The 12,362-nt window shown below is 62.5% G+C and carries 15 protein-coding genes; 7 read left to right on the top strand and 8 right to left on the bottom strand.

Annotated elements, in window-relative coordinates; all coding sequences use genetic code 11:
* Positions 1 to 150: 150 nt before the first annotated feature.
* Positions 151 to 618: an SRPBCC family protein gene (locus tag CH271_RS19280; RefSeq protein WP_094634630.1), complete on the bottom strand. Its 468-nt coding sequence runs from the start codon at positions 616 to 618 to the stop codon at positions 151 to 153.
* Between the two features lie 99 nt (positions 619 to 717).
* Between CH271_RS19280 and CH271_RS19285 the strand changes: the two genes are divergently transcribed.
* Positions 718 to 1,326, top strand: coding sequence for a ClpP family protease (locus CH271_RS19285; protein ID WP_094634631.1), 609 nt, complete (start codon positions 718 to 720; stop codon positions 1,324 to 1,326).
* Positions 1,323 to 1,949, top strand: coding sequence for a ClpP family protease (locus tag CH271_RS19290; protein WP_094634632.1), 627 nt, complete (start codon positions 1,323 to 1,325; stop codon positions 1,947 to 1,949). Before CH271_RS19285 ends, CH271_RS19290 begins: the two co-directional genes overlap by 4 nt.
* Here the strand turns inward: CH271_RS19290 and CH271_RS19295 are convergent.
* Positions 1,907 to 2,209, bottom strand: coding sequence for a helix-turn-helix domain-containing protein (locus tag CH271_RS19295; protein WP_256986469.1), 303 nt, complete (start codon positions 2,207 to 2,209; stop codon positions 1,907 to 1,909). The genes CH271_RS19290 and CH271_RS19295 overlap by 43 nt on opposite strands.
* 214 nt (positions 2,210 to 2,423) lie before the next feature.
* On the opposite strand from CH271_RS19295, the gene CH271_RS19300 reads away from it, so the two are divergent.
* Positions 2,424 to 2,900, top strand: coding sequence for a hypothetical protein (locus tag CH271_RS19300; protein ID WP_094634633.1), 477 nt, complete (start codon positions 2,424 to 2,426; stop codon positions 2,898 to 2,900).
* 122 nt (positions 2,901 to 3,022) lie between these two features.
* On the top strand, positions 3,023 to 3,328 hold the full coding sequence (locus tag CH271_RS19305; protein WP_094634634.1) for a hypothetical protein: 306 nt from the start codon (positions 3,023 to 3,025) through the stop codon (positions 3,326 to 3,328).
* A 500-nt stretch (positions 3,329 to 3,828) separates the two neighbouring features.
* Here the strand turns inward: CH271_RS19305 and CH271_RS19310 are convergent, their stop codons facing one another.
* Complete coding sequence (locus CH271_RS19310; protein WP_256986470.1) at positions 3,829 to 4,440, bottom strand: class I SAM-dependent methyltransferase; 612 nt, start codon at positions 4,438 to 4,440, stop codon at positions 3,829 to 3,831.
* 164 nt (positions 4,441 to 4,604) lie between these two features.
* A complete protein-coding gene (locus CH271_RS19315) occupies positions 4,605 to 5,021 on the bottom strand; it encodes a polyketide cyclase (protein ID WP_094634635.1) in 417 nt (138 codons plus the stop codon).
* A gap of 118 nt (positions 5,022 to 5,139) precedes the next feature.
* Between CH271_RS19315 and CH271_RS19320 the strand changes: the two genes are divergently transcribed.
* Positions 5,140 to 5,811 (top strand): TetR/AcrR family transcriptional regulator, encoded by a 672-nt coding sequence (locus CH271_RS19320; protein ID WP_094634636.1) that lies wholly within the window; start codon positions 5,140 to 5,142, stop codon positions 5,809 to 5,811.
* A complete protein-coding gene (locus CH271_RS19325) occupies positions 5,808 to 6,740 on the top strand; it encodes a TIGR01777 family oxidoreductase (protein ID WP_094634637.1) in 933 nt (310 codons plus the stop codon). Before CH271_RS19320 ends, CH271_RS19325 begins: the two co-directional genes overlap by 4 nt.
* Before the next feature lie 16 nt (positions 6,741 to 6,756).
* Here CH271_RS19325 and CH271_RS19330 read toward each other — a convergent pair whose 3' ends face one another.
* Genes CH271_RS19330 through CH271_RS19340 form a run of 3 tightly spaced genes read right to left on the bottom strand, consistent with a single transcriptional unit; the run spans position 6,757 to position 10,201 of the window.
* Positions 6,757 to 7,512, bottom strand: a complete 756-nt coding sequence (locus CH271_RS19330) for an SDR family NAD(P)-dependent oxidoreductase (protein WP_094634638.1) — start codon at positions 7,510 to 7,512, stop codon at positions 6,757 to 6,759.
* Positions 7,509 to 9,065, bottom strand: coding sequence for an acyl-CoA synthetase (locus tag CH271_RS19335; protein WP_094634639.1), 1,557 nt, complete (start codon positions 9,063 to 9,065; stop codon positions 7,509 to 7,511). The genes CH271_RS19330 and CH271_RS19335 overlap by 4 nt, the downstream gene beginning before the upstream one ends.
* An 11-nt stretch (positions 9,066 to 9,076) precedes the next feature.
* Complete coding sequence (locus CH271_RS19340) at positions 9,077 to 10,201, bottom strand: DUF5938 domain-containing protein (RefSeq protein ID WP_094634640.1); 1,125 nt, start codon at positions 10,199 to 10,201, stop codon at positions 9,077 to 9,079.
* Positions 10,202 to 10,447: 246 nt separating this feature from the next.
* On the opposite strand from CH271_RS19340, the gene CH271_RS19345 reads away from it, so the two are divergent.
* Positions 10,448 to 11,086, top strand: a complete 639-nt coding sequence (locus CH271_RS19345; protein WP_037193838.1) for a TetR/AcrR family transcriptional regulator — start codon at positions 10,448 to 10,450, stop codon at positions 11,084 to 11,086.
* Here the strand turns inward: CH271_RS19345 and CH271_RS19350 are convergent.
* A complete protein-coding gene (locus CH271_RS19350) occupies positions 11,080 to 12,288 on the bottom strand; it encodes a citrate synthase (protein ID WP_256986471.1) in 1,209 nt (402 codons plus the stop codon). The genes CH271_RS19345 and CH271_RS19350 overlap by 7 nt on opposite strands.
* Positions 12,289 to 12,362: the final 74 nt, after the last annotated feature.

The following is a 12,362-nucleotide window of genomic DNA, read 5'->3' on the forward strand; positions in this document are numbered from 1 at the left end:
GATAACCTTTGGCCACCAGCACATTCTCCCAGCCCACCACTCCGGCTACAGCACAACACGCAGCAAAATCAACAAGGCTCAAATCGCAACAGCCCGGATTCCGTCATAGGCCTCGAATAGTGGACAGTCAGCGCACCTGGCCGACGGTAATCAAGCCCCGGCTTCCACGATTCGCTTGATTGCCGCCAGGGTGCGAGGGATTCCGTCGAGTGCCGCCTGGCTACGAGTGTCGATTTCCTGCTGCGCGTCGTCGCCGAACTTGCGGTGGAAGTGGGCGATGCCGCCGGGCAGGAAGTTCCAGTTCTCGGTCAGGCGTGTGCCACCGTCCACCGATTCGAGGGTGTAGCCCCAGCGGACGAAGTTGTCACCCACCACCCACGCGAATTCACGACCGGGTTCGGCTGCAGCCACTGTCGACACGGTCTCCCACGTGCGTCCCGGCACCACGTTGCGGCCGGTGAAAGTCGAGCCGACGCCACCGCCGTCGGCCTCGTTCCACCAGCATTCCTGGCAGATCGGGCTCCATTCGCCTGTTCGGGTGATGTCGGAGACGACGGCGTACACAGCGTCGACCGACGCAGCGACGACGACGGATTCGGAGAACTCGAGTGCAGTCATCTCACCATTGTCCCTCCGAAGGCCACGAAGCTGTGAGCAGACTCGCTGCCCACAGCAGAACTATTGGCGTGCAACCGAATTCGGATTCAGACTCGGATCATGAGCGAATCACCCCGAATTTTCCCGCCCGAACTTCGCAACCAACTACTGCGGCACCGAGTCCTGGTGCTCGACGGCCCCCTCGACGACGACAACGGCACCGTCCTCACCACTCACCTACTGACGTTGGCCGCCGACAACTCCTCGGCCGACATCGCCCTGTGGATTCACTCACCGGGCGGATCGGTGCCCGCGATGCTCGCCATCCGCGATGTGATGAGACTCGTCCCGTGCGACGTCTCGACCCTCGCCCTCGGATTGGCCTGCAGCGCTGGTCAATTCCTACTGTCATCAGGCACGCACGGAAAGCGTTACGCCCTGCCCCATTCGCGGATACTGATGCATCAGGGGTCCGCCGGCATCGGTGGGTCGGCCGTCGAAGTGGAGGTACAGGCCAACGATCTGCGCCATACCCGAGATACGGTGCTCGGTCTCATCGCCGACGACACCGGGCAGACACGCGAGCAGATCTTCGACGACTCTCTGCACGATCGCTGGTTCACTGCGGAGGCTGCCCGCGAGTACGGGTTCGTCGATGCGATCGTCGACTCGTTCGATCAGGTCATGCCCGCGCGGCGGGCGTCGTTCGGAATGGAGTTGGCCCGATGAGCACGTACACGATTCCCAATGTCATCACCCGAGATTCGCGCGGCGAACGCGTCGTCGATGTCTATTCGCACTTGCTCAGTGAGCGCATCGTCTACCTCGGTACCGGTATCGACGCCGGGGTCGCCAACGCGATGATCGCACAACTTCTGCACTTGGAGGCCGACTACCCCGACCAGGAAATTTCGATGTACATCAATTGCGAGGGCGGCGACACCGCTGCCATGCTCGCGGTCTACGACACGATGCAATTCATCGGATCACCCATCGCCACAACATGTGTGGGGCAGGCCGTCGCGGCAGGAGCCGTGCTGCTCGCAGCGGGAGCGCCGGGGCGCCGTTCGGCGCTGACTCACAGTCGGGTGGTGTTGCATCAGCCTGCGGCGCAGGGCCGCGGCACCATTCCCGATCTGATTCTGGCTGCCGACGAGGTTGTCCGGGTCCGAGCAGAGATGGAATCGATCCTTGCAAAACACACAGGACGTGACGCGGCGAAGCTTCGACACGACACCGACCGAGATCTGGTGTTGACGGCCTCCGCTGCTCGCGAGTACGGCGTCGTCGATCAGGTCCTCGAGGGACGTCAGGCAGCCATCAACGTCGCATCTCCGCGAGACAGGTCCTGATGCGCGAGGCGTGAGATGTCGGCCATCGATGTGCCCAGTGCGCCGACGACGGCCGCGAGGATTTCGCTCGAGGGATCCTTGCGGCCGCGTTCGAGCTCCGACAAGTATTGCGGCGCAATGCCTGCGCGCGCGGCGGTGTCGGCGAGAGTGTCTCCGCGCGCGTGTCTGCGCTCGCGTAATCGTCGGCCGCCCACCTCACGCCACAAGGGTTCCACTGCGCGCGCTGCTCGACGCTCATCGATTCGTATGACCTGGCCCATGATCGGAGCCTAAGCCGAGATGCTCCAGCGGGCTTTCGATTCTGCTCAGAGCAGAGAGTATGGCTCGCGAATCCGAACTGCAGCACGCTCGAACTGTGCAATTCCCGTACTCGGCTCGCCCTTTCATCAGCGTCCGCTCCCCGGCTCTGTTCACTGTTCCACGCCCTCGCAAAACCAACGAATCAGCGACGGAACGTGCTGGCATACTCGGACGATGAACCGCCTGTTGTTCGAGCACCGCGAGTGCGTTTTGACCGGTAGTTGGACGCCGGAGCACGGGGTCGAGGTCGCGTCGTCCACGTTGCCCGCGCCGTGGTTGACCGCGCTCGGTCGATTGGGCCACGACCTGCATGTGCGTCAATACGGCCCTCGCATCGAACATATCGATTGGGCGGCCATGTACGACCCTGACGGCGGCGCAGTGTGGCTCGAAAGCGCGGTCACCGTGGAGGGGCGAAATCCGGATGGGCTCGGCGGCAATGGAACCGGCGCGCAGGTGGACGACGACGTCGAGAGGGTGCTGGTGTCGATGGCAGATCTGGTTCAACTGCAAGTGGCCAATGCCCACACAGCCTGGCCGTGGGGTGACGAGGATGGCTTCATGGGACCTCATCTCGTCGATGATGTCGCCGTGTGGATCGATCGAACTGGTCGAGCTACGCCCATAGGCGAGCTCACGGAGAGGCGCTGACTCTTTTGGCAAGACCATCGTGGACCGCATCAGCTGTCTGTTGGCCGATAGCCGGTGGGGTCGTCTATGCATGCTGGTCGCTGTTCCGGTCAGCCAGTGTTGTCGCCAATGGCGGCACGGTTGTGTACGCGCTACTGATCGGAGCAGTTCTGGGCGGAATAGTCGGCTGCGCGAGTCTTGTCGGCGGCACGTGGGCATTGAAGGTCATCGATGGCGAACATGCTCTCACCGCTCGATGGGCCCGCAAAGTTGTTGTATTCGCCATCCTCAGTGCCGCTACCGCGGGCGCGACCATCTTCGCAATCTTCGCACTGTCGAGGCAGATCACGAACGCAGGCGGTCCTACCGCAGTGGTGGTCGGATTGTGCTTCTTCGTGTCACTCACGTACGCACCGAGGGCAATCCGTGAACGGGACGATCGAATGTAGAGAGAATCCGCCTGACCTCGGCCCCCTTCTCGACGTATGGATTCTGCGGTATCGTCCACTTCACCGACCCGAAGCACTCACCGGCCCGCCTCCGATATGGCGCACATGATGATTATTCTTCACGAGAGGGCAATGCCCCCGTTTGTCCGATGAACACCCACAGGCCGCGTGCCGCGCGAACTGATGGTTGGGCACTCCAATACTTGACGCAGTGGCGTCAGCGAGTCGAGTCCGTCGAGAAACAGGTCAGCGGGAAAAGTCGGTCTGCACGCGACAATCGGGTCCCGCTGTCGACCGGATTGACTGGCTGTCCGGCATGCGACGGGCACTTCTACGGCGACGGTCCGCGGGATCGACTCGAACGCCTGATGCGTCGCGATGGACGGCATGCCCACCGATTACGCGTCGCAGTAGCCGAATTGGATGAGCGATACCGGGACGCGACTGTCGAAATATCGAGGACACCCACGATGCCGTGGTGGGAACGCCGCGTGCCGTGGCTATGAACTGGACCTCGGCTTCGTCCACTCGATTGTGTGTCGAAAACCTATGCGGTGTCGCATCACCGCGCCCGGGAGCCGCCTCTCCACCATGTGGTCGATCTCGTCGAAGCTCAACACCGGATCCTTGACCGGGAACGGTGGCGGTGGTGCTGTCACCGGACTCGGCCATGGGCGGTGGATGAATCCGATCAATGGATTGGTCACGATGGAGACCGAATCCCACAGCAGATCTCGTACGCTTCGCGGTGGCGCAAGCCCGACGATGAGCGCTCGCCCGCCCGGCGCAAGAATTCGCCTGACATGACGCAAGGCATCGTCGATATCGAGATGATGCAGGACGGCGACCATGGTCACTAGATCGATCGAATCGCCTGCCCACGAATCCAGTTGACGATCCGTGATCGATACGTTGTCGACGTCGCCAGACGTGGCCTCTGCGATTCGGCGCATGTCCGCATCGGCATCGGCCCCGACGACGTGCTCGAAAATGAGGAGCCAAGGCTCGTACCAGGCCACCTCGTCCGCAGCCCATGTCGAGCGCACGGCCACGCCGATCGGGCAGATTCGCCAGAATCCAGCTGTGGAAGTAGTCGTTGTGACTCCACGCATGTCGCTCGTTCAACTCGCGAAGCCACTGGGCCCCTCTGCCTCCGATAAGGGACGTTCCCATTCGTCTCAACACCATGAGGCCCAGTATCCATCGGCGGTACCGACGACGGCTCGACGCTGATCGACACGCGTGGTCGGCGAGTGTCGCGGACATACCCGCTGAATCAAGCGGACTGAGCTTCCAGCACCTCCTTGAGTCTCTTCAGGTCGTCGGCGACCATGTCGAGATCGCGTTCGAATTCTTCGTCGCTGAGTTCGATCTGCCGGACCGTGAACAGAATCTCCGCGCCGTTCGGATGAGTCAGCACCCTCACGGGATTGTTCACGGTGGTCCCCGACGGCAGCGTCACGTCATGATCGAGCACGCCGAGGTCGTTGTGTGGCACGAAGCGGACTTCGACCTGACCCATCGGCGATTCGGCGAGAAGTCGATCGCCGTCGATGGTCACCGGAGTGTTCGCCAGTCCCGCCGCCCATTTCGGTAAGTTCGCGGGATTCGCCGCGAACTCGTAGACCTGATCCCGTGTACACCCGATGACCTGGCTGACATGGCGACTTGCCACGACGCTTTCTCGATTCATAGCAGCGACCCTACATCCGACGGGCATCGTCGGTTCCAGAAATGGGACCGGACACTTGAACGTGTTCAAAAACAGGTCTATGGTCGAATTTGAACACGTTCAGAATTGAGGTGAATCGATGGCTCGCACGTCCGAGACTCGCGACAAGGTGGTCGAGGTAGCTCTACGCCTCTTTCGTGACGAAGGGTTCCAGGCAACCACGATGCGTCGCATCGCCGACGAAGCGGGCGTCTCGCTCGGGAATGCCTATTACTACTTCGCCGGCAAGGACGAACTGGTCAACGAGTTGTACACGGTGATCCAGCGCGATCACCGCGAACGTGCGCTCCGCGTCCTCGTCGACGGCGGATCACTTTCCGAAAACCTTGCTGCCGTCTTGCATTCCGGCCTCGACGTGATGGAGCCGTATCACGCCTTCGGTGGATCGTTCCTACAGTTGGCGTTGCCCACCCGGTCCAGTTCCAGTCCGTTCTCGGAGGAGTCGTCCGACGCCAGGTCCATGGCCATCGACCTGATGCGAACCACCTTGGAGACGTCGAAACAGAAGGTTCCGGCATCTCTGAAGGATGTTCTGCCACAGCTGCTCTGGATGATCTACATGGGTGTCACCCTCCACTGGGTCACCGATTCTTCGGACAACCAGGCACGCACCCGCACTCTGGTCGACGGGCTCGTTCCAGTGGTGGCCAAAGCCGTACGCCTCGCTCGCCTCCCGGTGGCGCGGGGGTTGGTCACCGACGTGGCCGGCTTGTTGAAACGAATGACGTCCCCAGAAGGGCTCGAACAATGAGTGATTCACCATCGACCGTCGTCCTGTGCGGTGCCTCCGGCTACATCGGCCGGTACCTGCGTCGCTCCTACGAAGATCGCGGCGTTGGCGTCAGGACCGTCGGCCGCGGAACCGCCAGCGATGCAACGTGGTCCGATCATCGCAGCCTCGTCGATGTACTCGACGGCTCCGATCTGGTCGTCAATCTCGCAGGCCGCTCGGTGAGCTGTCGCTACAACAAGACGAACGCGGACGAGATCATGTCCTCGCGCATCCAGACGACGGCCCAGCTCGGCCGCGCCCTGGCGGGCGTTCGACACGCTCCAGATCTGTGGGTCAACGCCAGCACCGGCACCATCTATCGCGATTCGCGCGACAGGCCGATGGACGAACGATCCGGCGACATGGGCTCGGGCTTCTCCGTCGAGGTCGCCCGAGCCTGGGAGCGTGAGCTGTTCGACGCCGATGTGGCCATTCGCAGAGTGGCGCTTCGTATGTCGATCGTGCTGGGCGCAGGCGGCGGGGCGATCAACCCGATCATCGACCTGGCCAGGGTGGGGCTCGGCGGCAAGATGGGCGACGGCGGCCAGATGTTCAGTTGGGTCCACGTCGCCGATGTCGGACGCGTCCTCGATCACCTCTACGACAACACCGGCATCTCCGGCCCGGTCAACGTTGCTACCCCGTTCCCGGTGACCAACGAGGAGCTGATGCGGCAGGTCCGGAATGCACTGGGCCGCAGTCACGGTCTACCGACACCGGCATGGCTGCTTCAATTCGGGGCACGAGTAATTCGCACGGAAGCCGAGTTGGTCTTGAAGAGCCGGTGGGTCGACCCCAAAGTACTGACGGACAGTGGCTTCGAATTCGAGCACGCAACACTGAACCATGCTCTCGCCGACATCGCATCCGAGACGCCTCGAGGGTTGCTCCCCGTCGCCCTCGGGTGACGGGGAGCTCCCGAACCTAGACGAGCGACGCCGACAGTCCGCCGTCCAGGATGTAGTGACTTCCGGTGATCCACGACGCCCGGTCGGAGGCGAGGAACAACGTCACTTCCGCGATGTCCTCCGGTGTGCCCAGCCGTCCCTGCTTGGCTTTGACGAGGTCACCGAACGGGATCTGGGTCGCGGCTTCGAAGTCCGGGACCAACCGGTCGACCATTGCGGTATCGGCAAATCCGGGGCACACCGCATTCACTCGCACTCCCGATGCGCGCATCTCGATGGCAGCGACGCGGGTGAGCTGGATGACGGCAGCCTTTGTCGCACAGTAGGACCCGAGCAGTGCGGTGCCGCCCACTCCGGCGAGCGAGGCGATGTTGACGATGTTTCCCTTCGACTCGACCAGTGCACCGATCGCGGCCTTCATCACCAGGAACGTGCCCTTGACGTTGACGGAGTAGATCTTGTCGAAGCTCTCCGTCGACTGCTGGAGCAGCGGCGAAGACACTTCGATTCCCGCGTTGTTGACGACGATGTCGAGTCCGCCGAGAATCTCCACGGCCTGCGCCACCGCACTCTGCACCTGACTCTCCTCGGACACATCGCAGTTCGCGATACCGGCAGCACCGATCTCCTCGGCCGCCTTGGCTGCTGCGCCTTCGTCGATGTCGCTGACGACGACACGAGCACCACGCTCGATGAACATCTGGGAGATGGCTTTTCCGATGCCGGCTCCGGATCCGGTCACGAATACTCGCTTGCCCTCGAACTCGGTCATGGTGTGCTTCCCTTCGACGATGAGTGAGACATGGTGCTGCGTACTTCGGTCTTGAGGATCTTTCCCACCTTCGAGCGGGGAAGGTCGGTCCAGATCTGAATTTGTTTGGGTGCCTTGATGCTTCCGATCTTCGCCTTCACGTGTGAGATCAGATCCTCGTCCGACGCGTCCCGGCCGGGTCGCAACATGACTGCTGCGGTGACGCGTTCGCCCCACTTGTCGTCGGGCAGTCCGACGACGGCGCATTCCTTCACCGACGGATGCGACAGCAGGGCCTGTTCCACCTCGGCCGAGTAGACGTTGAACCCGCCCGTGATGATCATGTCCTTGGCGCGGTCGACGACATACAGGTAGCCGTCGTCGTCGAGGTACCCGATGTCGCCGGTGTGGTGCCACCCGTAGGCACCCACTTCGGCGGTGGCGTCGGGATTCTCGTGATAGCCCTGCATCACGAGTGGACCGCGAACGACGATCTCACCGCGCTCACCGCGCTCGACCAGCCCACCGTCGTCGTTCATGATCGCCACCGTGGTCAGGGGAGTCGGCTTGCCTGCCGAACTCAGTCGCTCGGTCGCGATCGAGCCGTCGCTGCGGAAATGATCGGCCGGAGCGAGAGTTGCGATCATGTTCGGCGCTTCGGTCTGGCCGAAGAGCTGTCCGAGAACCGGCCCGATGCGGGTCAGTGCCTCTTCCAGTCGAGTCGGCGACATCGGTGCGGCCCCGTACCAGAGGCACCGAAGCGACGTCAGATCCGTGACGTCGAGATCCGGATGATCGAGCACGCCGTAGATCACCGTCGGCGGCAGAAACGCGTGGGTGATCCCGTGTTTCTCGATGAGGGACAGGAACTTTCCGACGTCGGGAGCGCCCATGACCACAACGTGTCCACCGAGACTGAGAATGGGAAACGTCAGCACGCCCGCAGAGTGGGTCAGCGGTGCGAGAGCCAGGTACCGAGGCCGATCCCCGAAGGGATAACTCATGAGTGCTGTTGCCGTGGAGGTCATCATGTTCTCCTCGGTCAGCCTCACCCCTTTGGGTTTTCCGGTCGTACCGCCAGTGCCGGCGATCATGCACAATCCGTCCGCCGGTCGTCTCTCGGCAACAGAATCGGAACCGTGTTCGACGAGCCAGCTGTCGTACGAGAGCGCTCCCGGCACGTCGCCGTCCAGACAGACGAGCCATTCCAACCGAGGAAGCTGGTCGCGAATGCGACCGACGAGATCGGCGAACGCTTTCTGGAAGAACAGGAATCGGCAGCCGAACAGCTCGAACAGCTGCCGATTCTCGTCGGCTTCGTTGCGTGGATTGATGGGGCACCACACCGCCCCTGCCCGCGAGATCGCAAATACGCAGGTCAGCGCGAGCGGGTCGTTGGCGGAGAGCACGGCAACCCGGTCGCCTGCCTCGATCCCGTTGTGCTGCAACGCTGCGGCGATGGCCACCGTGTCGTCGTACACCTGGCCGTAGTTTCGGGTGGTGTCACCGATGGTGAGACAGGGTGCGTCTCGGCCCAGTGACACACCCTTGTCGAGGTAATCGGACAGCCGCATCGGCCCTGTCCTCAGCTGTGTGCCGTGACGATGGGTTCGAGCACCAGCCCGAACGCGCGAAGCACGCCGAGCAGTTCTCGATGTCCGAATGCCTGGCAGCTCGAGGCGAATCCGACCTTCTTTGGCGGCCCCTGCAGCAGATGCGCCGCTGCGTAGGCGTTGAGCAGTGCAGTCTGCTTGTAGTTGCAGTTGCCGTGAATCACGGTGTGCACGCGACCGAGCGGTCCCGACGCGTAGACCGAATCGAGCGAGGTGTTGATGCGCGGGTTTTCTCGGGGAGGTGTCTCGCTTCGTACCGAGCCTGCCACCGTGTCGATGACCTGGTACTTCTCCGCATCGGACTTGCCCTCCATCTGAGCCATTGCGGCGGAGATGATTTGGGGCACCGCCAGCATGAGAGGCTTGTTCATGACGCCGCCGAGCGCCCGGGCGTTCGCTACGCGCGGGTCGTTCTTGAACCACACCGGATGGGATGTCCCACCCCACGGAAGCGCCAGGCCCAGGTCGTGCTGGCCGGGTACCACAACTTGCATCACGCCGTCGTCCGGCCATTCGACGTATTCGTTCTGCTCCAGGTAGTAGGCCTTGGAGAACGCGGCGTTGGTGAGGATCGTGTTCGTCGACGCGACCGTCGGGTGCCCTTTCCAGAAGACCTCGATGTCGAGTGTGTCCAGCCCCGGCGTCTCGAGGCAGATGTTCGCAGCGATCTCGCCGATGCTGTACATCTGTGCCAAACCTGGTGTGAGTACCAGGTTTCGGGCAGCGAATTCTGCGCCGTACTTGGCCTCGGCGTCGATCATCCAGTCCTGCTCACCCGTGGTGTCGGTGTAGTGCGCGCCGATCTCGATGCACGCCTGCGCAACTTCGTGGCCGTATCGCGAGAACGGGCCGACCGTGTTGAGGACGATCTCCGCGCCCCGGAATGCTTCGGCGAGGGCCTCTGCGGTGTGTTCCACCTCGACGACGTCGTGTTCGACGGTCTCGATGCCGGGAACCACGTCTATGATGCCCTTGACTCGGCCTTCGTCGCGTCCGGCGGCCAGGAACGGAATGTTGTACTCGCGCAGGTATTCACAGATCAATCGGCCGGTGTAGCCCGACGCACCGTAGACGACGACACGCTTGTCGGTTGGCATGGAAGGTCCTCTCGTGATCGGCCCGTCCGCACGGCGGACCGAGATGGGTTGAGACTGCGAGCACCGGAGGGGACGTGGGGAACATCCGCCCTTCTGACGTGTGCTGCGCATCACACTAGGATAGAATTTGTACAGACGTCAAGCTTTTTCTTGACAACTGCCCAGGATTTGTGCGACGCCGACATCCCCCGATCGGCCGTCGGGCATACACTGGGTTGACGACCACGCGCGGAAAGGACCCGGACCATGACCCAGACCGCTGATCCGCGCGCGCGCATCGAAGAGCGAGCCCGCAACAAGTTCGAGTCCAAGCGGACCGAACTGGCCGAGGCGACACTGCACACGCTGGCCGAATTGGGCTATGCCCGCACGTCACTGCGGGAGATCGCGCAGAATTCCGAGTATTCGCACGGCGTTCTGCACTACTACTTCACCGACAAACTCGACCTCATCACGCACGCCGTTCGCCAGTACGAGGCCATCTGCGTCACTCGTTACGACGAGGTGGTGGCCAACGCGGTCGACGCCACCGGCTTGTACGCGGACTTCGAGGCGAAGTATTTCGCCACTCTGGCCGCGGACGCCGGCATTCATCGACTCTGGTACGACCTGCGCAATCAAGCCCTGTTCGACGGTTCGTTCCGCAATGACGTTCTCGAGATCGAGGAACGTCGCGAGGACATGATCTGGCGTGTGGTGGCTCGATACTGCGAACTTCGCGGCACTACGCCTGCACTCGACAAGGCATCCGCCTACATCCTTCTCGACGGCATCTTTCAGCGCGCCCTCCTGCATCACCTGGCCGACAACACAGCCGAGGTAACCGCAGCGCGTCGCCAACTGCATGCTGCGTTCGCGTTACTGGATTGCCCGACGCCTCAGTAGGTTCCCGGCCGAGTCCCCGTGTAGATGCCGGGAACTCGAAAGCGCAGGGGCTCTTCGTCGTACTCTTCGAGGGCGTGTGCCGTCCACCCCACGATCCGGGCCAGTGCGAACAGCATCTCCGGCGTGTCCGCCCTGAGTCCGTAGGCGAGCGTGAACGTGGCGAGAGCGAAATCCGAGTTCGGAAAGGTATCGAATCTGCTACTCACCTCCTCGATTATCGTGTCCGCAGCAGCGACCACCGCGGGGTCCGCACCGTGAGCGGGGTCTCGAAGCAATCGCAGTATTTCCTCGGCGCGAGGGTCTCGGTCGGTGTAGATGACGTGCCCGAAGCCGGGCACCCGCTCCCCGGACCTCAATTGTGTTGCGAGAGCGCCTATCGGATCATCGATTGCCGTCGTCAGGAAACGATGCACGGGATCGGCGGCCGAGCCGTGCAGGGGGCCGTCGATACAGCCAAGTCCCGCCGAGACTATCGAGTACAGATTGGCCCGGGTGCTCGCCGCAACCCGAACTCCGAGCGTCGACGCAGCCAGACCGTGGTCGGCCATCAGAACGAGCGCGGCCTGCAGCACCACCCGACCATTCGGATCGGATGCGTCGGACTTGATTGCGTCCCAGACCGATTCGGCGATGAGAAGCTCAGAGGAACCACCACCGAGGGCTGCTGCGACCGTCAGCAGCAGCTGCCCTGCCTCGCGGACAACGGATGTGGACCCGGTGTCGAATCTCATCGGGCGGTAGGTCGACGCGATGTCGACGGCAATGCGGATCCGATCGATGGACCGGCAATCAGGCGACAGCAACCCGAGTGCATCTCGGCATCGTTGTACGACAACAGGATCGACGACGAACTGCGTTCCGTCCACCAGCTCACCCGTCCACACGAACTGTGCGATCGACTCGAAAGTTCGTGAGCTGAGCTCGACCGCGTCACGCCCCCGGTAGTAGAGACGACCATCGTCGATCAGCGTGATCCGAGTCCGAATTCGTTCCACCGCGCCAATATCCGTGCGCCGAGCAGTATCGCGTCCGGCGAGAGATTCCACCTCGTCGACGTCGAACACGCTCCCGCGCACTCCGGGTAGTCGAGTGCTGGTCAACAGACCGCGGCTGACGTAGGCGTACACCGTTTCCGGCTTGACGCCCAGTCGTGCGGCGGCTTGCGTGGTGGTGAGCATGTTCCGACCGTCGGCGTGCGTCATGTCCGCCTTCCACATTGACTCGATCAACATTGACAACAATCAACATTAGCGCGGATCGTAGGGGTTGACCAGCG

It is taken from the genome of Rhodococcus sp. 05-340-2, from assembly GCF_002258915.1.
GTDB lineage: Bacteria > Actinomycetota > Actinomycetes > Mycobacteriales > Mycobacteriaceae > Rhodococcoides.